Source organism: Alteromonas sp. AO-Serp (genome assembly GCF_017849675.1).
Classification (GTDB): Bacteria; Pseudomonadota; Gammaproteobacteria; order Enterobacterales; family Alteromonadaceae; genus Alteromonas; species Alteromonas macleodii.
Genome location: NZ_JAFLMX010000176.1, coordinates 24,154 through 46,097 on the forward strand (window position 1 = coordinate 24,154; position 21,944 = coordinate 46,097).

The following is a 21,944-nucleotide window of genomic DNA, read 5'->3' on the forward strand; positions in this document are numbered from 1 at the left end:
CAAAATCAAACTGGTATGATGTTTTTACAGTATAAGCATTAATGTGTAGAGTGGTTGTTACAACAGTAAAAGAATAAACTGGATGCGTTTGTGTCGCATTGGTATAACTGACGTGTCATAGACGAGATGGCATAGGCGATATTGCCTTGTGTCTTCGAAAATGATGCATATAAGAAAAAAATAAAATTTGAAACTGTTTAGCAACTTAGCGCTCTAAGGATTAAGCAGTATTAACCGTATACAATGATTGTAGGTTCATGAGAAAAAAGTTTTCAGCATCTTTGGTTGCCCTTTCCTTCGTGCTCACATCGAGCCTCACGGCTGTTGCACAAGATGCCAATTACAGCAATAAAAATGCGTTACCTGAAATAGGTGTTGTTGCGTCAGACGCCATATCGCTTGATAAAGAGATGATTGTAGGCGATGCCGTAATGCGGCAAATGCGCGGTCAAAGTCCTGTAATCTCAGATCCGGTGCTGGATGAATATTTACAGGATGTTGGCAACCGATTGGTTGTCCATGCTGACAACGCCAAATTTCCTTTTGAATTTTTCTGGGTAAATAATGATGCCATTAACGCATTTGCGTTTTTTGGCGGTCACATTGGTGTTCACACGGGTTTAATGCGTCGTGCTGAAAATGAAAGTGAACTGGCTTCGGTGCTAGCGCACGAAATTTCTCACGTAACTCAACGCCACATAGCGCGACGTATGCAGGCGCAGCAGCGCTCATCTCCCCTAGCCTTGGCGTCACTTATCGGCGGGGTGCTAATTGCTATGGCCAACCCAGAAGCGGGAATTGCGGCCATGCAGGCGGGAACCGCAGCCTCTGCACAATTGCAAATCGACTATACCCGTTCAAATGAACAAGAAGCCGATAGAATTGGTATCGCAATGCTTGCTCGTGCGGGCTTCGATCCGAGTGCGGCTGCTTCATTCTTTTCTACCATGGCGGAAGAGTACCGCATGGTTTCTCGTCCACCCGCAAGGCTGCTCACTCACCCTTTAACCGAAACCCGTATTGCTGATGCGAGAAATCGCGCTGGTGACTACCCTAGACGCTACTTACCCATTAACAAGCAATTCGAGTTGGCTAAAGCACGTATAAAGGCACGCTACTCGTTTAAAGCTGATTACGCTGTAGAATATTTCGAAGCGGCCGTGGCTCAAGACGTACAGCGCAGTAAAGAAGCGTCATTATATGGTTTAGCGCTTGCTTATATGCGCGCCGAAAAAATCGAAAAAGCCAAAGACATTATGGATGAGTTAATAGCAAAAGATAGAGGAAACCTCTTTTATCTCGACGCTATGACAGATATCTATATTTCTCAAGGTGAGCCTTTAAAAGCCGTTGAAATGCTAAGACCTCACGTTACGCATAACCCTAGAAATCAAGTATTGGCGCTGAACCAGGCCAATGCTTACATAAGCGCAAACAAATATGAAGAAGCGGTGTCTCTACTTAAAGATTTCCTGCTGGTTAAAAAAGATTATCAACTGGCACATCAGTTGATGAGTGAGGCGTATCAAAAGTCGAAACGTTTCTCGCAAATGCATCAGAGCAAAGCGGAAGTATATGCATTGTATGGTGCTTATAACCGCGCGGTTGACGAACTTCAATATGCGTATAATTTCGCAGGCGATGATCACCTTGAAAAACAAAGAATCAGAGCGAGAATAAAACAATTTCGCGACCAAGAAGAGCGTTTACAACGACTCTAGACCATCGCACTTCCCTGCTATTCGTCAGCGCCTTTTAATTCAGCTAGGCGCTGACGCAGATGCGCTGCCGTAATTTCTCCCATTATCGTATCTTTTATTTTCCCATCAGGTCCAAGAATAAAGGTCGCTGGCAAATAAGGGGGTTTTTGCATGGGCAGTTTAGTGTCTGGTGAACTTATAATAACAGGCAAATCAATATCAAACTTCTCAGCCATGGCTTTGAGTTCAGGCTTCGTTTTAAGGTCGTAGTTAATAGCAAAAAGACGGGTATCGTCAGGTAGCGACTGATTAAATGTGACGAGCTCAGGCATTTCTCGTAGACATGGTGCACACCATGGCGCAAAGTAATTTACCACAACCCACTTCCCCTCAAGATCTTGCCAAAGGTAAGCAGTTCCATCTAATGTTTCAAAGTCATGTTGAAGACGCTGATACGTATATGCACCGGCAAACGCAACAAGCGCTAACAGCACTAGAAAGAGTATAGGCTTTATTTTTCCTGCATTGCTTTTTGGCTGTGACAACAACATATAACCTTCTAACTTTGACTATTTTTTCATAGTGCCAGATTCTTACTTCGCGCACTAACATAAATTCAACCACGCTTTTTAAGCACCGTTTTCCAGAAACGATGCTGTAAACAAAGAATAGTACGAATTTATTACCCGTTATCGGTAAACTGCTTGATATTCTATGGCAAAAACGCAATAGTTCGCGCCAATTCATATAATCATGAACAAGAGTATTTATGACAGACATTACCATTATTCACAATCCTCGCTGTTCAAAGAGCAGACAAACCCTAGCATTACTTGAAGAGCAAGGTATAGCGCCTGTTATTGTTGAGTACCTAAAGCAGCCTCTAGACGCAAAAGAACTGAAAGAGATATTTAAAAAACTTAACCTTGGATCGGTTAGAGATATGATGCGTACTAAAGAAGCAGAATATAAAGATGCTAACTTAGGTGACAGCGCACTGTCTGACAATGCGCTTTTTGAAGCTATGGCTCACACGCCCAAGTTGATAGAGCGTCCAATTGTTATTAGCGGCGAGAAAGCCAGAATTGGTCGTCCACCCGAATCTGTTTTGGAAATTGTATAGTGCAACCTGTTCTCGTACTTTATTACAGCCGCAACGGCAGCACAAAGCGATTAGCTGATGCCATCGCCCAAGGTGTATCGTCATTAGGTGCTCCTGTGATAGTACGTACAGTCAAGAGTATCAGCGATGCAGCTAATGACGCGGCATCTAGTGCTGTACCCGAGGTTTCCCTTCAGGAACTCGAACAGTGCAGTGCCCTGGCGTTAGGTAGTCCTACGCGTTTCGGCAATATGGCAGCGCCAGTAAAACACTTTTTGGATTCTACAAGCAGTCAATGGTTAAAAGGCGCGTTGATTGACAAGCCTGCGTGTGTATTTACATCTTCTTCTTCCATGCACGGCGGCCAGGAATCCACATTACTTTCCATGATGGTTCCGCTTATCCATCACGGCATGGTGATTTGCGGGCTACCTTACAGTGAGCCTGCGCTACACAACACCACAATGGGTGGCAGCCCTTACGGTGTAACACACGTCGCTCATCACAGTTTGAGTGCACCAGAGCAATTGAGTGCAGATGAAAAAGCGCTATGCATTGCTCAGGGTAAGCGACTTGCAATGTTCGCTAAAAAGCTAGCTGACAACGCCTAACAGTTACGTTATTTGGCGCATAAAACGTAGACTTTATAAAGAACATTAAAAAACAAATTGTTTCGGAGACATTACCATGGCACCAGATACGCGTTTTTATCGCTATCTCGCACTTATAAGCCACACCGGGTTAATCGTATGGATAACACTGTGGCAATTTACATTTACTAAAGAGCATACTTACTCTCCTTTGTTTATTGCCTTGTTTTATATTTTACCTTTATTGTTACCTTACTGGGGTATATTAAAAGGCAAGCCATATACTCACGCATGGGCCAATTTTGTCGTTTTGTTTTACCTCATTCACGGATGCACTGTGGCATACGCTGTACCTGATGAACGTTGGTATGCAGTGGTAGAGATTATTCTATGCACGGGTATGTTTGTCGGCTGTAGTGCGTTTGCTAGAAAACGTGGTCGTGAATTGGGTTTGGGCCTTAAAAAGCTTAAAGAAGAGATGCAAGAAGAAAAAGCACGCTTTGAGCAAGGTCAACAATGACCATGTAATACACAGCGAAAACACATGCTGCCAAGGGGTTAATATGACACGCCATTTGCCTGAACTTACATTAGTAATCGCATCATTATCGTTACTTGCAGCATGTGGAGGTTCTGGTTCAGGCGATAGTTCAGCCCCAAGCACTCCTTCCATTCCTCCAACCATTAGCATTTCAGGCCCTACAAACGCCGTTGTAGGCGATGCGGTCGACTTTGCTGTCGCCTCGCCTACTGGCCACGCTATTGTAGATATCGATTGGCAAGTCTCAGGCGTATCACAGCAGCCTCTCAGTGCTCACACGCAGGCTATCGGCTTTGATGTTACCTCTTCAGGTAGCTTTGATATCGCCGTAAACGTTAACTTAGAAAATGGCACAACGCTTACAGACACCATAACGTTACAAACGAACGAAAGTACCGCGCCAATTGCCGCATTACGATTGGGTCATGAGGCATCCGAAGGCGGCAGAGTTTCTCTTCGCGTTGACACCGTTAACTCGCAAGGGTTAACAATCTCAAATATCACGTGGCAACAAACGTCTGGACCAATCGTCAATGACTTCAACTTTGATGATGGCGATTATTCTCATTCGATATATTTTCAAGCGCCTCAAGTCAGCAACGACACAATCATTGAAATAAAAAGTACCGTTACACTCTCAAATGGCGAGGTGTTAACCGATAGCGCGCAAGTTCTAGTGAAAAACATCGACATTAACAATAGCGGCCTTTTTGTAGATGACGAGACAAGTATTCCCGAAACGGTAAGCGCGCATATGCAGCCCTATAGAGCCGACAGCCCTTACGCGTCGGCACTTGTTGATTGTGTTTATAACAATCAGGTTTCAAACAGCTGTACGTTCTCTCAGCTACCACTGATTGGCCAAGTCACCGAAAGCCCCACTATCGATGATATTTTAGATAGAACATACGTCTCGCATCCGTGGATGGGCGATGCATTTAGAACGTATTTAGAAACTTCAGCAACCCGTGATGACATGCTTAAGTTACTACGCGCAACTAACGCGATTGTGATTTCTTACGATATCCGCCCGTCATTTTATTGGGTTGCCACTGGTGCCATTTACTTAGATGCCAACAACTTTTGGCGCACACCGCAAGAGCGAGACACGCTAAATACTCGCCCAGATTATAGAAGTGGTTTTGGTAGTGATCTCGATTTTACGACGTCATGGCGCTACGTAAAAAACGGGGCCTATTATTTTCCTAATATCAGCACAGCGAACGTAGCAGATAGACTTCCACGTGATGTGAGCGACGTAGAAGCAGCATTAAGCTATTTGCTATACCACGAGCTAGCTCACGCCAATGACTTTTTCGACTACACCGAATGGCAACAACTCAGCAATAGCGCGAGCCCACTGTCGTCTTATAATGACAGCTCTCCCATTTCTACGGGGCTAACAACTTCATTGCCCCTTACGTCGTCACAACTCCATGCTTTGGCCGAAGTTCGATACGGCGGCGCAACCGCTTCAAGCGCGCAGCGAAATTATACCGCGCTACAAGTGGCAAATTGGTTTGAGGATGATGGTGCGGTTGCTTTCTATTCTTACTTTACGGAACGAGAAGATCTCGCCATGTTATTCGAGCGCTTCATGATGCTTTACCGGCTTGAGGCAGAAGCGGATGTAGGCGTATTTACAAGAGAGACACTGGAAGACGGCAGTTTCATTCCCACTTGGGCTCAGAGAAACCGTGTTAATGATGATAACGTTACTATGCGCGTAGATTACGTATTAAGTAGAATTTTACCCGAACTCGATGTACCTGCTATTCAAGCGTCACTTCCAAGCCCTTATCTCCTTCCGAACGATATTACCTGGCGGGACTCTGCGTCTAGTACAAATCCAAACGTACAGTCTGCGAGCGATAAGTTAATGCTACAGAAAGGCGGAAACAATTCGGTTACTTCCGATGGAACTCTAATGACGGTAGCAGAAGAATTTAGAACCACATCAAGCGCTCATAGTTTAAGAAAAGAACAATAAACGGCAACACAGCAGCGCTTTGACTAACGCAGGTTAAACTCGCGCTTTGGCTAACTTAAGTTAAGCTCGCGCTTTGGCTATCTTAGGTTAAGCTCGCGCTTAGACTATCTTAGGTTAAGCTCCCGCTTAGACTATCTTAGGTTAAGCTCCCGCTTAACCATGCCCACGGATAAGCGTTTTTGTTCTTGGAGTGAGCGTGTGTCTAAACGGGCTAATAGTGACATGAGGCTTTTTAGGTCTCGTTCACTATGGTGCAAAAGAAACTGTAGTGCTTGGTTTGATAGCTTTAATCCACGTTCCGCTGCACGTAAGCGCACGGCTTCTTCACGACCATTGTCATCCAGTTGGTTTACGTGATAAATAACCCCCCACGCCAAGCGAGAACGCAAGTCAGGTAAAACAAAAGCCGGGTTAGATGGGCCTAGGTGACTAGAACAAAGTACCATGGTTTGTTTAGTCTCAATCACTCGGTTTAACAAATCGAACAACGCTTCTTCCCAACGTAAATCGCCCGCTATCGCGTGAATGTTGTCTAATGCGATTAACGAAAGATTCTCTAGGCCTTCGAAAATATCGAGCGACCACGCTTCGTAATTATTAAGATTTAAATAAAGGTGACTAACCGATTTTTCGGCTAGTTGATGACAAGTGGCAAACAATAAGTGACTTTTACCGATAGCGGTACTGCCTAGTAAAGTAAGCAAAGGCAGCTGAAGCGATGCTAAAGGCCCCAATTCAGGAGCCTCGCGCCAGTGTGGCAGCGCATCTGCAATCTGCTCAAGGACTGAAACTACTTCTTCGTTACCCGTATTGACAAAACTATCGAAGTTTTCGTCAACAGGTAGCGTGACAGGCAAAGGCAGCTGCATGCTAAATTAATTGCTCCAATAGAAACTGTGTCCTTTCACGGTTTGTCCGTACGAATCGGTTACGGGGCGTAATTTGCTTTCTAGTTTTATACTGTTAAGTAAATCGTCCACCGTTCCAATTAATGTAAGTGAGTACGTGGCAACAGAACCAGATTGCTCTACTAGTGTAGCGTTTTCAATCACACTTAAACTATTTAAATAGTCAGTAGCGCTGGCGTAACTTTTTACCGAGCCAATATTGGCAATCGATACCTTGATAACTTCTCGCTCAGACGCTTCGATTCCTACGATGGCATAAAGCGACGATAAGTAATTTGAGTAGGCATCGATTAACTGATTGCCAAGAGCTTCGGGCGAATCACCGTATATGCTGCCATAGCTAACCTTACCGCCACCAACGAACACCCAGTCTAGTGCATAGTCACCTTCATCGGCACGCTTCGCATAGTTGGCAAACTCGTTCATGGTGAACGGCATCGTTGTGCTCTCTTCCTGCGCCAGCTCCTTCGCCGAGGTTCCGTCAGCATTATTTAAGTTTTGGTTTGTAGCGTCATAACCGTCGTTTAACTGAGCATCAACACCGTTATTCATCGCACCAGACTCAACGTTATCTGAAAAAGTGCGCTGTGCGTCCGTATTATCTACACGCGGATTTCGCTCATCGAAACTTTGTTCATCAGTTTGTGCTCTAAACTGTGCTTCTTCATCTAGCACGCTATCAAGAGATTCTACTGTGCCAGAAGGCACAACATTTTCCGGCAAATCAGGAATTGCACTCGCGTCATTACGATAAACTCTGGCACCAATAATGTTGTCGACGCTATAGCGTGTAGATGCTTTGCGCAAAGGCTCAACAAATCGTCCCCACACATCATAGGTAGAAATATTTACATTGTCGGTAAGGTCCATTAGAGGCAAGCTTAATGGAACGCCTCGTTCTTTCGCCGTTTGTTTGAGCGTATGTTGTAATTCTGTATTGAGAGATTCGTCTAAGATGATGCGAGTTTCGTTTTCGTCTTCCTGCGCAAGCCACACTATCGTTTCAGGGCGTCTATCACCCCAGAGCGGAAGCATTTCACGCTGAAGAAGTTCATTGAGTTTTGCTTGATCGAACTCCGCAACGTAATACGTTCTACCTTTGTCAAAAGCAAATCGATAGGAACGAAGCAGCGATTGAGGCGACGATAACGCTGCTCTAACACCGGCATTATCGAGCACGCTTGTGCTGCCCGACATCTTCACAAAAACCTGCCTTAATGCTTTTTTAAGCGCGTTTTGTTGGGTGCGCTGAGTTTGATCTTCAACTTGAATCTGCGCTTCGTTGACCACAACGCGTTGAGCCGCATTTATAAAGGGGGCGTAAGTCAGCGCAGCAAGAAATGAAATGCCCAGAATGCCTTTCAAGCTAACTCTCGTTAAATTAGTTCCATTGGTGTTACGCTTTACTGCCGTTAACATTGACACTCCATACTCTCTTAAAATCAATTCCTTACCTATCGAATCGTCAGTTAATCTCGTTTACCTATATACGGTAAACTTGGACTAACCTGCGCGCAATTCACTCTACTTTTTAGAGCGAGACATTTTATCAAGCAAGATGTTCACCAAAAGATAGCCTTCTATTGTCTTTTATATTGGGTTTAATTTCACCCCTAAAATAAAAAAGATCAAAAAGCGCATAAAATAGCCTTCACAAATTGGACTTGTGACGACTTGCTGGTAGAATCCGCGGTTTTCTACCTCTTAGTTTCAGGGCCCAACCGTGAGCGAAAATAAAACCTCTTTAAGTTACAAAGATGCAGGCGTAGATATCGATGCAGGTAATCAACTTGTTGAACGCATTAAATCTGTTACCAAGAAAACCCATAGACCAGAAGTAAAAGGTAACCTGGGTGGTTTTGGTGCACTTTGTGAACTGCCTACTAAATATAAAAAGCCGCTACTTGTTTCAGGTACTGACGGCGTGGGTACAAAACTAAGAGTTGCTATGGATGCTAACCGTCATGACGGTGTTGGTATCGACTTAGTAGCAATGTGCGTAAACGACCTTATTGTTCAAGGTGCTGAGCCCCTATTCTTTCTAGATTACTACGCAACTGGCAAGCTTGACGTTGATGTAGCCGCGTCGGTTGTTACCGGCATCGGCGCCGGCTGTGAGCAAGCAGGTTGTGCTTTAATTGGTGGTGAAACAGCCGAAATGCCTGGAATGTATCACGATGGCGACTACGATATTGCAGGCTTCTGCGTAGGCGTGGTTGAAGCTGATAAGGTTATTGACGGCACTAACGTTAAACCAGGTCAAAAACTAATTGCACTTGGTTCATCGGGCCCTCACTCAAACGGTTACTCATTAGTTAGGAAGATCATTGAAGTTAGTGGTGCAGATGTAAACGCCGACCTAAACGGCAAGCCTATCATCGACCAACTTCTTGAGCCTACTCGCATCTATGTTAAATCGGTATTGGCATTGCTTGAAGAAGTACAAGTAAGCGCTATTTCTCACATCACGGGCGGTGGTTTTTGGGAGAACATCCCTCGCGTGCTACCTGAAGATGCGAAAGTGGTTATTGATGAAAGCACCTGGGAATGGCCTGCAATCTTCTCTTGGTTACAAGAAAACGGTAACGTGACTCGCCACGAAATGTACCGCACGTTTAACTGTGGTGTTGGCCTTGTAATCGTTGTTGACGAAAGCGATACCGATGCTGCACTGAATATTCTTAAACAACACGGTGAAAATGCTTGGGTTATTGGTGATATCGCAGCAAAAGATGGCGAAGAGCAAGTAGAGATCAACGCGTGAGTAACAGTGTAACCAAACTATGCGTACTTATTTCAGGTAATGGCAGCAATTTACAAGCCATTATCGATGAAATAAAAGCAGGCCGTCTGAATGCGGAAATCAGCGGCGTGATCAGTAATCGCCCTACTGCTTATGGTCTGGAACGCGCTAAAGAAGCCGGGATCAATGCGGTTTGCTTAGATCATACAGGCTTCGATTCACGAGAGTCTTATGACTGGGCGCTCAAAGCACAAATTGAGGCTTTTGGCGCAGACTGTGTTGTTCTTGCGGGCTTTATGCGTATCTTAACACCGGAGTTCGTCGACAGCTTTGCTGGAAAATTAGTGAACATTCATCCATCTTTGTTGCCGAAGTACAAAGGTTTGAATACGCATCAGCGAGCTATCGACAATGGAGACAAGGAGCACGGCGTTAGCGTGCACTTTGTTACACCGGAGCTCGACGGCGGCCCTGTTATCATTCAAAGCCGCGTACCTGTGTTTGAAGACGACACAGCAAGCGACCTGGCCGAGCGTGTTCAAGAACAAGAACGTCGTATCTATCCGCTTGTGCTATCTTGGTTTAGTGCAGGCCGATTATCGATGCGAAACAATAAGGCAGTTTTAGATGAGCAAGAATTACCAGAATCTGGTTATGCAAGCGACTAAGCCTTTTGCTTTAGGCGCACTGTTAGCAGCATCGCTTTCAGTAGCCGCGCAAGCAAACCCTAGTACAGAAAATACTGATAGCGCAGAGCTACCGCTTCAGCCCTACAAGGCAACCTATACCGCATACAAATGGGGTGACGACGTAGGCGAAGCGAATATTGAGCTCTCGAAATTAGGTGATCAACAGTATTCTCTAATTTACACGTCAAAAGTGTCTAAGTTTTTCTTGTCTGACAAACGCAGTGAACATTCTATTTTTACTGTTAATGATAATACCGTCGTACCCTCTGAGTACTACTATAATCGTTCTGGCACAGGGCCTGATAAAGAGCTTAAGGTAACGTTTAGTCATCAGGGACAAGGCAAAATTGCAGTCGAGAATGGCGAAACATTTGATTGGAACGGTGAATTTGATAACCAAATTTATCGTATTGACCTTGCAAAGCAGTTAGCGGAAGGTAAGACATCGCTAGAATACCACTTCGTGAATTATCGTGGCGAACTTCGTCACTACGGCGTTCAAGTGGTGGATGAAGAGGTATTGTCTTTACCTTTCGGTAAAATTGAAACTGTAAAAGTTAAGCTTATTCGCGACTCAAATAAGCGTGAGACGTTTGCCTGGTTTGCGCCATCACTTAACTACACGTTAGTTCGTCTGCAACAGTTCAAAGAAGGCGATGAACAGGGCGATATCAAACTGAAATCGTTTGAGACGCAGTAAAGCGTAAAGATAAACCGTTTTTTGTCTCAACAACTTTTTCACAATTGTTGAATAAAGCACGTTATGAACTAGCATTCAGACGTGCTTTTTTATTTACACTGTTGCTGTCTCATCCTCACGTAACCTCTTCTCGTTTCGCAACACAATTCACATTCTAAATCAGTATTTATAAGCAACGACTATACTTATAGAGCGGATAACGCACTACCCTATTATTTATGTCGTTGTTAATAGAATATTCATGTAAAAATCTTGATCTTTGCCCTATTAAATAATAGGTTTACAGCATGCTGGTCTGACCTCGATCTGTGACTGCTTTTCATAAAGCAACTCACTATGCTCGAGTTAAGACTAGCGTAACGTTTAACGCCTTTCAGGAGTGGAGTATGGCAGATTTTATATGGTTTTTACTGGTCGTTCTGACACTAGCGGTAGCTAGTTATCAGCGAACCAGCTTGGTAACAGCGGTTGCCATGGGCGCAGGTGTTATGATTTTAGGCACCCTTTTCGGTGACATCGGCCTGCTTGGTTGGGTAGTGTTCCTTGCTTTAACACTGCCGTTCACGCTTGCAAATATCAGACAGCAGCACATCTCTAAGAAGCTGCTAGCCTTCTACCGCAAAGTTATGCCTGAAATGTCGAGCACTGAGCAAGAAGCTATCGACGCAGGTACGGTATGGTGGGACGGTGATATTTTCAGCGGCAAGCCAGACTGGGATAAATTACACCGCATTCCGAAAGGTCGACTCACTGCTGAAGAGCAAGCATTCTTAGACGGTCCTTGTGACAAAGTGTGCTCAATGGTCGATGAATGGCAAATAAACCATAAAGATGCTGATCTTTCACCTGAAATTTGGCAGTTCCTTAAGGAACACAAATTTTTCGCTATGATCATCAAGAAAGAGTATGGCGGTCTAGAGTTTTCGGCATATGCCCAGTCTCGCGTTCTTCAAAAACTTGCAGGCGTAAGCGCGGTGCTATCAAGCACAGTCGGTGTACCAAACTCATTGGGCCCGGGCGAATTACTTCAGCACTATGGTACAAAAGAGCAACAAGATCATTATCTTCCCCGTCTTGCTGCCGGTGAAGAAATCCCTTGTTTTGCATTAACCGGCCCAGAAGCTGGCTCTGATGCAGGTGCGATCCCTGATGTTGGCGTTGTATGTAAAGGCGAGTGGAATGGCGAAGAAGTGTTGGGTATGCGCCTAACGTTTAACAAACGCTACATCACCCTTGCGCCTGTTGCTACGGTTATTGGTCTTGCCTTTAAACTTCAAGATCCTGAAGGTCTTCTAGGTGATAACAAAGAGCCGGGCATAACATGTGCCCTTATTCCTCGCGACACTAAAGGTTTAGAGATTGGTCGCCGTCACTTCCCACTCAATACGCCATTCCAAAATGGCCCTATTAAGGGTGAAGATATTTTCGTTCCAATCGATTACATCATTGGTGGTCCGAAAATGGCAGGTCGCGGCTGGCGCATGCTGGTTGAATGTTTGTCGGTAGGTCGCTGTATTACCCTTCCTTCATCTGCTGCTGGTGGTGCTAAATCAGTATCTCTTGCAACGGGTGCATATGCACGTATTCGTCGCCAGTTCCGTATGCCTGTAGGTCATATGGAAGGTGTTGAAGAAATGCTTGCGCGCATTGGTGGTAATGCATATTTGATGGATGGCGTAACACGCTTCTCAACGGTGGGTGTAGACCTTGGTGAGAAACCTTCTGTTATCTCGGCTATCTGTAAGTACCACTTAACCGAGAAGATGCGTCAAATCATTAATGATTCGATGGATGTTCACGGCGGTAAAGGCGTTATGCTTGGGCCAAACAATTACCTTGGTCGCGGCTATCAAGGTGTACCAGTATCAATTACGGTTGAAGGCGCAAACATTCTAACCCGTAACATGATGATCTTTGGTCAAGGTGCAATGCGTTGTCACCCTTACGTGCTTAAGGAAATAGAAGCTGCGTCTATCGAAGACAAGAAAGAAGCGTTAAAAGCGTTTGATAAAGCGGTATTCGGTCATATTGGCTTTGCGGTAGCTAATACTGTTCGCAGTATTTGGTTCTCGTTAACCAATGGCGCATTCAGCAGCGCACCGTTCACTGACGAAACGGCGCGTTACTACAAGCTACTTCAAGGCTACAGTGCAAACTTAGCACTACTAACCGATGTCTCTATGGGTGTGCTTGGTGGTGATCTTAAGCGTCGCGAGCGTTTATCAGCGCGTTTAGGTGACATCCTAAGTGGCCTTTACATGGGTAGTACAACGCTTAAACGCTTCGACGAAGAAGGTCGTCTAAAAGAAGATTTACCGCTTTTACATTGGGCAATGCAAACTACATTGCACGATATCGAGACAGCAATTGATGACTTCTTGGCTAACTTCCCTAACCGCGCAATCGCTGCAGCGCTTCGCGTTATGGTGATTCCGTTTGGCCGACGTATTGGTAAGCCTTCAGACAAGACAGAACATGCTATTGCACAAATGCTTCAAACGCCTTCAACTGCACGTAGCCGTTTAGGTTATGGTCAGTACCTCACCCGTGAGGAAGGAAGCTTGTTTGGCGATCTTGAGCAAACTCTTGATGATGTACTAGCAAGTGAGCCTATCTTCGAACGTATTTGTAAGCACAAAAAAGCTAAACTACCGTTTACCCGTTTAGATGTGCTTGCTGACGAAGCGCTAGCAGAAGGAATTATTAACGAAGAAGAAGCGAATCTACTTCGTAAGACTGAAGCTGGAAGACTTCGCACTATCAACGTCGATGATTTCGACCACGAAGAATTAGTAGCGAAGGTTAATTCCAACACCACTGCTAAGAAACGAGGTGGCAAAGCTGCTTAATTTCATACCCAAACAAAAGGGCCGCTCTCGCGGCCTTTTTCGTCAACGATGCATTCTATTTACATCACTCACCTACGTATTTTCTAGCCTTTGCTTGGCCGATCAAACAACCTGCGGAAATACCGAACAGGCGAGAGAACTCTCTTTATTAATTGCTAACGACAAAGGTCAACAACGTTCGGTACTAAAATGTAATCCTACGCTTGTTATGCTGGCTGAAACAAAAGCCAAAGACATGGCTGAGAGAGGCTTGGTGTCTCACTTTTTGGGCGGCAGTCCGAACACTCGCATTCGCAATGCTGGTTTAACGTTACCAGAATATTATGGCGATGCGATGAGCAATCAAGTGGAGGCCCTTGCTGGTGGTTATATAACAGCTGATGACGTGTGGTACGCACTTAAAACATCGACTTCACACCGTCAACACTTGTTAGCAGAGTTACCTTTTTATCAAGAACAAGATCAAATAGGTATTGCCTTTTACAAAGATTACTCAACGCCTCATGTTGAATACTGGGCTATATACTTGACCAAACTGATTGACACAGAAACGTCTAACAATGACTTAAAGGATGACACAACAACTACGCTTCTAATAAAGCGTCAAAAGAAGTTTGACCATGTCCCTGATAAAGGTCTTGGGATCGTCACGGAAAGTGGTGAAATTATTTTACAGCCAAAAAAACCGGATGATTAATCCGGTTTTTTATTAGTACTAGATAAATACTTAGTTTAGCTAAGTTGGAGTTTATCCATCAACAATACGGCTTGCGTACGCGTGTTGATCTCTAGCTTGCGAAGAATGGCACTAATGTGTGCTTTAATGGTTGCTTCCGTAACGTTCATCTCGTGAGCGATTTGCTTGTTCATTAAGCCTGCGCGTAAGTAAGAAAGCACTTGAATCTGTTTAGGTGTAAGTTCACGGAAGCGCTGAAGTAGAACTTTAAGTTCATCGTCAACTTTCTCTAGTTCTTCTTCCATACCTTCTGGAAGCCACTTTTTGCCACCAATAATGTCTACAATAGCCTGAGCAATTTCTCGTGTTTGCGACACTTTGGGGATAAAGCCCTGAGCGCCTAGGCTCATTACTTGAGCGACAACCTCAACAGTATCGCTGCCCGAAACAACACCAATAGGGATATTCGGGTATTGTTCACGCAGCGTGATAAGGCCGTTAAAATATTCACCGCCAGGCATATTAAGGTCAAGAAGGATCAGCTCAACACCGTCGAATTCGTTTAGCTTCGCCATCGCATCATCCAAGCTTCCTGCTTGAATTATCTGTGCGTTTTCAAAGTAAGGTTCCAACGCGCCGCTCAAAGCTTCGCGAAACAATGGGTGATCGTCTGCTACTAGAATTCTTGTCATTAGCGTTACTGCTTCCTTATTGTATTATGAGTATAGATTAATACTTTAGATCATTAACGAAAAGCCCTAAACCAGAAAAATCACGCAAAATATAACAAATTTGGTGTTTTCCATTGGCATTTACGTATCAAACGGTAAAATTGCGCCCCAAATTAGTTAATTGAAGACCCACTGTGAAGAAACACGACAATATATACGCAAAGGCACTCAATAAAGTAGATGACTTTAAATTTGACGAGTCTGTCGTTGATGTGTTTCCCGATATGATTCAGCGCTCAGTGCCTGGATACGAAACCATTGTTCACACCATAGGCGAATTGGCTAAAATTGCCGTTACGCCCAATACCGTCGTTTATGATCTTGGCTGTAGCTTAGGTGCTGCAAGTTTATCTGTGGCAAGAGCTTTACCTAACGATACATGTGAAATTATTGGTGTGGATGCTTCAGAAGCAATGGTAGAGCGCTGCAAACGCGTCGTACAGACCTTCACACTGCCAAACCCAATTGTTATTCAGCATGGGTTTGCACAAAGTGTAGAAATTAAGAATGCCTCTTTGGTTGTGATGAATTTCACTTTGCAATTTATCCCCCCCGCTGACCGCGAAGCGTTATTAAAGCGCATTTACGACGGGCTTAACCCCGGCGGTATGTTGGTGCTATCAGAAAAAATACGCCACCCTACCCTTACTGGCAATGAACTGCTGGTAGATTTACATCATCAATTTAAGCGCGACAACGGTTATAGTGAACTAGAAGTGAGCCAAAAGCGCGCCGCGTTAGAAAAAGTTATGCTAACCGATACATTTAACGAGCATGATACTCGCTTGAGAAAAGTCGGGTTTACCGATGTTGTGATGTGGTACAAATGTTATAACTTCACGTCTATGGTTGCCATTAAAGGCTAAACAAATCTCGCTACGTCCGTCTTTCCGCAACGCCAACACATATTAAGAACAGTATGAGCAAATTAGAACAAACTTGGTTTACCGATTGCTACAAATCGTTAATAGACAGCCCGCTATCACATTGGCTTCAAACGCTGCCGGCACAAATGGACACCTGGCAGCGAACTGCTAAACACGGTGAGTTTGATAAATGGTGCCGTTTACTTTCGAAGCTGCCGACTACGTCGCCGAGTTGTGTTGATTTAGCCTCAAGCGTTTCCATTGGCACCGAAAATGACGTAGATGAATATGTCCAAAAACAAATTGAAGGATTACTAAAGCAGTTTATGCCCTGGAGAAAAGGGCCATTTAATCTTCATGGAATTCATATTGATACAGAGTGGCGTTCGGACTGGAAATGGGACCGCGTAGCACCTCATATTAGTTCGCTGAAAGACCGAAACGTTTTAGACGTAGGTTGTGGTAGTGGTTATCACATGTGGCGCATGCTGGGTGAAGGTGCCAATAACGTAATAGGTATAGATCCTACCCAACTGTTTCTTATTCAGTTTCACGCCATTAAACAATTTATTAGTAAAAGTAGTGCGCCTTCCGAGAATATCCATTTTCTACCGATGGGCATTGAAGACATGCAGCCATTGAGAGCTTTCGACACTGTGTTTTCTATGGGTGTACTTTACCACCGTAAAGACCCAATGGCGTTTCTGCAGCAACTTAAAGACCAGCTAAGAAAAGGTGGCGAACTGGTTCTTGAAACCCTTGTTGTGGATGGTGATGAAAACACAGTATTGATGGCGGGTGAACGCTATGCACAAATGCGAAATGTGTGGTTCTTACCGAGCACTGCAGCCCTATCTGTTTGGTTAGGCCGCTTAGGCTTTGAAAATATTCGCGTTGTAGATATCAACCACACCACCCTAGATGAGCAGCGCGCAACGCCTTGGATGGAAACGCAATCTTTGAAAGATTTTCTCGATCCGGAAGATATTACTCGCACTATCGAAGGTTACCCTGCACCACAAAGGGCCGTTATTGTCGCTAACAAGAAGTAAGTCGTAAGACCACGCCTCTGTTACCCTATTGGCACAAATGTTGTTATCTTAATCAAGAAGAACGTGCGAATTCTGCATTGATTAAGGTGACAACATGGATATACATGGCTTTCTAACGACGCATCAATTGCCAAGTACCTATGCAGAAACTGCACAAAAATGGTTCACCCCATTATGTGAGCAACTGCTTAAGCACCAAGACGGTGCAACACAACCATTTATCGTGGGCATAAATGGCAGTCAGGGTTCAGGTAAATCAACTCTGACCAGTTTTATCGAGTCCTTCCTTACCTCGGTCCACAACAAAAAAGTGGTATCACTCTCAATTGACGATTTTTACTACGACCAGTCGCAGCGAAATGCGCTAGCAATAAAAGTTCACCCGCTTCTAGCAACTCGTGGTGTACCGGGTACTCATGACATTCCTCTAGCGTTAAATACGTTTCGCAGTTTAGAAAAAGGCACGCGTACATCGCTGCCCCGCTTTAACAAAGCTACAGATAACCCGTTCCCCAAAGAACAGTGGCCTGTAATCGAATCTTCACCCGATTTCATCATACTTGAAGGATGGTGTGTGGGCGCTATTGCGCAAACATCTAGCGAACTTAAACGGCCAGTAAACCACCTTGAAGAAGTAGAGGACCCATTGGGCATTTGGCGCTCTTTTGTAAACACTGAACTAGCAGGCGATTATCAGACGTTGTTCGACAAAATAGACTACCGCATTATGCTGAAAGCACCGAGTTTCGACTGTGTGTATCAATGGCGGTTAGAACAAGAACATAAACTCGCCCAAAAAGCGTTAAAAGATAGCGATGGAGTGATGTCTGATGAAGAAGTGGCAAACTTTGTGCAACACTACCAACGCATCACTGAACACGCATTAAGTCACTTGCCTGAAAAGTGCGACACCGTGTTTTATCTAGATGAAACAAGAACGATAACTAAACAGGACGTAAAACGATGACGAAAACGCTTGTTTTCACCGATATGGACGGCACGCTGTTAGACCACCATACCTACTCTTTCGAGGCGGCGAAACCGGCTTTAACGGCATTAGAAAAAAAGGACATTCCCGTTATTCCCACTACCAGCAAAACCTTTGCTGAATTACAACCGCTGCGCGAGAGTATTGGTTTAGACGGGCCTTTTATTATTGAAAATGGCGCCGCTATTTTCATCCCTCATGGCTTTTTCAAACAAAAACCCAGCGGTACGGTTTGGATAGATGGCTACTGGTGTAAGGCGTTTATCTCAAACAAAAATTACTGGATTAAGCTACTTGAAAAAATAGGTAGCGAATTTGACGGCAAGTATAAACAATTCTCAAAAATGTCGATTCAAGAAATTCAGGAATGTACTGGGCTTGACGAAAGGTCAGCGTCACTTGCTGCCAAACGCCAGTTTGGCGAGCCGGTTTTGTGGCTTGGCACTGACGAAGAAAAACAACGCTTTTTAAAGGTAGTAAAAGATCGCGGTGCTTTCCCTCTAGAAGGCGGCCGCTTCATTCATATTTCAGGTAATTGCGATAAAGGCCAGGCTCTCAAGTGGCTGGCCAATGAATATCAAAAGCAACATACCACCAAAGTTAACACTATTGCCCTTGGCGATGGTAAGAACGACGTTGCAATGCTTGAAGCAGCGCACGTCCCCATTTGCATTTTATCACCGGTAAATCCTCCACCTGCTGTAAAAAAAGAAGAGGTCTATACCAGCACCCTAACCGGCCCTGAAGGCTGGAACGAAATGCTTACTCAATTGCTATCCCTATGATCAGGAGGACACATGGCTGATTTTTATCAAAATGGTGTGGTTACTACGTTACATAACTTAGCTCGTCGTCCTACCGAAGAGCTTGAAGCAGAGCTTCTACAGTTTTCACAGAAGCGCCCTATGGCACTTATTTTACCGTCGCTCTTTTCTGAATTAGAAGGCGACGCACTTCCACATATCGTCAACGAATTAACAGACGTGCCCTACTTATCAGAAATTGTCATCGGTCTGGACCGAGCCAATGAAGAGCAGTACAAACACGCACTAAAATTCTTCGGCAAACTTCCTCAGCATCACAGAGTGCTATGGAACGACGGTCCTCGCCTTAAAGCACTTGATGAAGAGCTTCAGGCTCAAGGCTTGGCGCCAAAGGAGTTAGGTAAAGGCCGAAACGTTTGGTACTGCATGGGCTACGTACTAGCATCGAATCGAGCAGAATCTGTTGCACTACACGATTGCGATATTGTTACCTATAACAAAGATTTGCTCGCAAAGCTTATCTACCCTGTAGCCAACCCAATGTTTAACTACGAGTTTTGTAAGGGTTACTATGCGCGTGTGGCTAACGGCAAAATTAATGGCCGTGTTTCTCGACTTCTTGTTACGCCATTACTTCGTGCATTAAAACGCATAATGGGTGACAACGAATACTTGGAGTTTATGGACAGCTTCCGCTATCCATTAGCGGGTGAGTTTTCGTTTAGACGCGACGTACTAAACGATATTCGCATTCCAAGTGACTGGGGCTTAGAAATTGGTGTGCTGTCTGAAATGCACCGCAACTATTCGCACAACCGCCTGTGTCAGGCAGATATATGTGATATTTACGACCATAAACATCAGGATTTATCGCTTAATAACGACCAAGGTGGTTTATCTAAAATGTCTATCGACATTACCAAAGCCATTTTCAGAAAACTTGCCACGCAAGGCTATACGTTTAGCAACGAAATGTTCCGTTCAATTAAAGCCACCTATTTCCGTATTGCACTAGACTTTATAGAAACCTACCACAATGACGCCGTAATGAATGGCTTGAACTTAGACATTCACAGCGAAGAGAAAGCAGTAGAAATGTTTGCCAGTAACATTATGAAAGCGGGGCAAAACTTTTTAGAAAACCCTATGGAAACGCCGTTTATACCAAGCTGGAACCGCGTGACCAGCGCGGTACCCGATATTTTAGAACGACTATTAGAAGCGGTTGAAGCCGATACTGCAGAATATATGGAGTAAGTAATATGGCATGGGACCATCTCCATGACAAAGTAAAACACCATTTAGAAAGCATTTATGCCGATGTATCGCTGGACGTCTCGTATGAGACGCTAGCGACTGAGTTAATGAACACTATAGGCATTCAGCAGCAAACGGATATTGCTTCACCTCAGTCTCATCACAATTATTGGGATGAAGATGACATTATCATGATTACCTACGGTGATAGTGTCATTGACGAAGGGGAGCGTCCGCTGGTTACGTTAAATAAGTTTTTGCACCGCTACTGCAAGAACACCGTTAATAATGTTCACATCCTGCCCTTCTTTCCGTACAGCTCAGACGATGGGTTTTCGGTTATCGACTACTCTACGGTGAATGAAGCACTAGGGTCATGGGACGATATTGAAGTCATTGCTGAGGATTATGGCTTGATGACCGACCTAGTTATCAATCACTGCTCTGCAAGAAGCGTGTGGTTTGATAACTTTGTGAAGGGTGAAGGACCAGGATCTGACTTTTTCTTCACAGCAGATCCATCCGATGACCTCTCCATGGTAACTCGCCCTCGTGTGTCGCCTTTGCTGCGAGAGACGGAAACCGCCAACGGTACAAAGCATGTATGGTGCACGTTTAGTCACGACCAAGTTGACTTTGACTTTAGAAACCCCAAGGTGTTGTTAGCGTTTATCGATATCATCAAGCTGTATATTGATAAAGGCGCTAAAATCTTTCGCTTAGACGCAGTGGCATTTCTTTGGAAAATTGTAGGTACAAACTGCATTAATCTATTCCAAACCCACGAAGTCATACGTTTGATCCGAACGCTGATTGAACATGTGGATCCTTCCATCATAATCATTACCGAAACCAATATTCCCAACAGGGAAAACCTAACGTACTTTGGTAATGCTAACGAAGCCCATGCTATCTACAACTTTTCGCTTCCGCCGTTACTTGTAAATACATTAGTAACGGGTGATTGTACGTATTTGAAAAGCTGGATGATGAGTATGCCACCGGCGCAAAACGGCACAGCCTACTTTAACTTTATCGCTTCGCACGATGGTATTGGCTTGCGTCCGGCGGAAGGCCTACTGTCAGATGAAGAAATTTCAGAGCTTGTGCATACAATGCAGCACTTTGGCGGCAAGGTGTCGTGGCGCGCTTCTGATCACGGTCAGCAAAAGCCTTACGAGATAAACATCACCCTGTTCGACGCGCTGCAAGGAACCACCAAGGGCCCTGATAAGTATCAAGTGGACCGATTTATTTGTGCTCACGCCATAATGTTAGGTATGGAAGGTATACCAGGAATTTACATTCACAGTTTACTCGGCACATCCAACGATTACGAAAAAGTCGCTAATACAGGACAAAATCGTTCAATCAACAGAAAACGTTGGGACTTTAACGAGTTAGAGGCTCTGTTAGACTCGCCCTTTTCACAGCATCACAAAGTACTCACTCGAATCTCGCAGCTTATACGTATACGTAAAGCGCAGCCTGCATTTCACCCCAATGCAACGCAGTTTACTTTGCAGCTTGGTAACCAATTATTTGGCTACTGGCGACAAAGTCTCGATAGAAAGCAAAGTATTTTCTGTATTAGTAATATTTCAGACGAAGAACAAACAATTTTGCTGTCTGACATAAATCTTATTGGCACAGATAATTGGATTGATCTCATCACCCGTGACGAGATAGCCCTTTCTAGTGGTTTCTTACAAATGAAGCCTTATCAAGTGCTTTGGATCAGCAACCAAGATTTTGAATGAATCTTTGAGCTTATAACGCCAGTCGACCAATAAATCTA

General features: G+C 44.4%; 20 protein-coding genes. 16 read left to right on the forward strand and 4 right to left on the reverse strand.

Annotated features, from left to right (window positions below):
• Nucleotides 1-257: 257 nt before the first annotated feature.
• Nucleotides 258-1,721 carry a beta-barrel assembly-enhancing protease gene (bepA, locus tag QVA83_RS12365; protein ID WP_014949664.1) on the forward strand — a complete coding sequence of 488 codons (1,464 nt, stop codon included), beginning with the start codon at nucleotides 258-260 and terminating at the stop codon, nucleotides 1,719-1,721.
• A 17-nt stretch (nucleotides 1,722-1,738) separates the two neighbouring features.
• Here bepA and QVA83_RS12370 read toward each other — a convergent pair whose 3' ends face one another.
• Complete coding sequence (locus QVA83_RS12370) at nucleotides 1,739-2,251, reverse strand: TlpA family protein disulfide reductase (protein ID WP_039227634.1); 513 nt, start codon at nucleotides 2,249-2,251, stop codon at nucleotides 1,739-1,741.
• A 218-nt stretch (nucleotides 2,252-2,469) separates the two neighbouring features.
• Here QVA83_RS12370 and arsC point away from each other — a divergent pair, with 218 nt between their 5' ends.
• The 4 genes from arsC to QVA83_RS12390 all read left to right on the forward strand — a co-directional run bounded on the left by arsC (nucleotide 2,470) and on the right by QVA83_RS12390 (nucleotide 5,923).
• On the forward strand, nucleotides 2,470-2,823 hold the full coding sequence (gene arsC, locus QVA83_RS12375) for an arsenate reductase (glutaredoxin) (protein WP_061485948.1): 354 nt from the start codon (nucleotides 2,470-2,472) through the stop codon (nucleotides 2,821-2,823).
• Nucleotides 2,823-3,413: an NAD(P)H:quinone oxidoreductase gene (gene wrbA / locus QVA83_RS12380; RefSeq protein ID WP_061485949.1), complete on the forward strand. Its 591-nt coding sequence runs from the start codon at nucleotides 2,823-2,825 to the stop codon at nucleotides 3,411-3,413. The genes arsC and wrbA overlap by 1 nt, the downstream gene beginning before the upstream one ends.
• Before the next feature lie 76 nt (nucleotides 3,414-3,489).
• A complete protein-coding gene (locus tag QVA83_RS12385) occupies nucleotides 3,490-3,912 on the forward strand; it encodes a DUF2069 domain-containing protein (RefSeq protein WP_039220793.1) in 423 nt (140 codons plus the stop codon).
• Nucleotides 3,913-3,955: 43 nt separating this feature from the next.
• A complete protein-coding gene (locus QVA83_RS12390; RefSeq protein WP_287498507.1) occupies nucleotides 3,956-5,923 on the forward strand; it encodes a hypothetical protein in 1,968 nt (655 codons plus the stop codon).
• Between the two features lie 131 nt (nucleotides 5,924-6,054).
• Here QVA83_RS12390 and hda read toward each other — a convergent pair whose 3' ends face one another.
• Complete coding sequence (gene hda / locus QVA83_RS12395) at nucleotides 6,055-6,792, reverse strand: DnaA regulatory inactivator Hda (RefSeq protein ID WP_014949670.1); 738 nt, start codon at nucleotides 6,790-6,792, stop codon at nucleotides 6,055-6,057.
• A gap of 6 nt (nucleotides 6,793-6,798) precedes the next feature.
• Complete coding sequence (locus tag QVA83_RS12400) at nucleotides 6,799-8,250, reverse strand: DUF2066 domain-containing protein (RefSeq protein ID WP_075178002.1); 1,452 nt, start codon at nucleotides 8,248-8,250, stop codon at nucleotides 6,799-6,801.
• A gap of 304 nt (nucleotides 8,251-8,554) precedes the next feature.
• On the opposite strand from QVA83_RS12400, the gene purM reads away from it, so the two are divergent.
• The 5 genes from purM to QVA83_RS12425 all read left to right on the forward strand — a co-directional run bounded on the left by purM (nucleotide 8,555) and on the right by QVA83_RS12425 (nucleotide 14,509).
• Nucleotides 8,555-9,595: a phosphoribosylformylglycinamidine cyclo-ligase gene (gene purM, locus QVA83_RS12405; RefSeq protein ID WP_014976688.1), complete on the forward strand. Its 1,041-nt coding sequence runs from the start codon at nucleotides 8,555-8,557 to the stop codon at nucleotides 9,593-9,595.
• Nucleotides 9,592-10,242, forward strand: a complete 651-nt coding sequence (purN, locus tag QVA83_RS12410; protein WP_156078428.1) for a phosphoribosylglycinamide formyltransferase — start codon at nucleotides 9,592-9,594, stop codon at nucleotides 10,240-10,242. The genes purM and purN overlap by 4 nt, the downstream gene beginning before the upstream one ends.
• Nucleotides 10,202-10,963 carry a DUF3108 domain-containing protein gene (locus tag QVA83_RS12415; RefSeq protein ID WP_231506486.1) on the forward strand — a complete coding sequence of 254 codons (762 nt, stop codon included), beginning with the start codon at nucleotides 10,202-10,204 and terminating at the stop codon, nucleotides 10,961-10,963. The genes purN and QVA83_RS12415 overlap by 41 nt, the downstream gene beginning before the upstream one ends.
• A 386-nt stretch (nucleotides 10,964-11,349) precedes the next feature.
• Nucleotides 11,350-13,812 (forward strand): acyl-CoA dehydrogenase FadE, encoded by a 2,463-nt coding sequence (gene fadE, locus QVA83_RS12420; RefSeq protein WP_014976690.1) that lies wholly within the window; start codon nucleotides 11,350-11,352, stop codon nucleotides 13,810-13,812.
• Entirely contained in the window at nucleotides 13,796-14,509 is a 714-nt protein-coding gene (locus QVA83_RS12425; RefSeq protein WP_014976691.1) for a CAP domain-containing protein, read from the forward strand. The genes fadE and QVA83_RS12425 overlap by 17 nt, the downstream gene beginning before the upstream one ends.
• A gap of 35 nt (nucleotides 14,510-14,544) precedes the next feature.
• Here QVA83_RS12425 and QVA83_RS12430 read toward each other — a convergent pair whose 3' ends face one another.
• Nucleotides 14,545-15,180, reverse strand: coding sequence for a response regulator transcription factor (locus QVA83_RS12430; protein WP_014976692.1), 636 nt, complete (start codon nucleotides 15,178-15,180; stop codon nucleotides 14,545-14,547).
• 173 nt (nucleotides 15,181-15,353) lie between these two features.
• On the opposite strand from QVA83_RS12430, the gene cmoA reads away from it, so the two are divergent.
• The 6 genes from cmoA to QVA83_RS12460 all read left to right on the forward strand — a co-directional run bounded on the left by cmoA (nucleotide 15,354) and on the right by QVA83_RS12460 (nucleotide 21,906).
• Nucleotides 15,354-16,085, forward strand: a complete 732-nt coding sequence (gene cmoA / locus QVA83_RS12435) for a carboxy-S-adenosyl-L-methionine synthase CmoA (RefSeq protein ID WP_014976693.1) — start codon at nucleotides 15,354-15,356, stop codon at nucleotides 16,083-16,085.
• 53 nt (nucleotides 16,086-16,138) lie between these two features.
• On the forward strand, nucleotides 16,139-17,137 hold the full coding sequence (gene cmoB / locus QVA83_RS12440; protein ID WP_014949679.1) for a tRNA 5-methoxyuridine(34)/uridine 5-oxyacetic acid(34) synthase CmoB: 999 nt from the start codon (nucleotides 16,139-16,141) through the stop codon (nucleotides 17,135-17,137).
• A 94-nt stretch (nucleotides 17,138-17,231) separates the two neighbouring features.
• Nucleotides 17,232-18,104 (forward strand): kinase, encoded by an 873-nt coding sequence (locus tag QVA83_RS12445; protein WP_014976694.1) that lies wholly within the window; start codon nucleotides 17,232-17,234, stop codon nucleotides 18,102-18,104.
• Nucleotides 18,101-18,910 (forward strand): HAD-IIB family hydrolase, encoded by an 810-nt coding sequence (locus QVA83_RS12450; protein ID WP_287498508.1) that lies wholly within the window; start codon nucleotides 18,101-18,103, stop codon nucleotides 18,908-18,910. The genes QVA83_RS12445 and QVA83_RS12450 overlap by 4 nt, the downstream gene beginning before the upstream one ends.
• 12 nt (nucleotides 18,911-18,922) lie before the next feature.
• The gene (locus tag QVA83_RS12455) at nucleotides 18,923-20,146 is read left to right on the forward strand and encodes a glycosyltransferase family protein (RefSeq protein ID WP_014949682.1); all 1,224 of its coding nucleotides are present in this window, start codon (nucleotides 18,923-18,925) and stop codon (nucleotides 20,144-20,146) included.
• Nucleotides 20,147-20,151: 5 nt separating this feature from the next.
• Complete coding sequence (locus QVA83_RS12460) at nucleotides 20,152-21,906, forward strand: sugar phosphorylase (RefSeq protein WP_061095214.1); 1,755 nt, start codon at nucleotides 20,152-20,154, stop codon at nucleotides 21,904-21,906.
• Nucleotides 21,907-21,944: the final 38 nt, after the last annotated feature.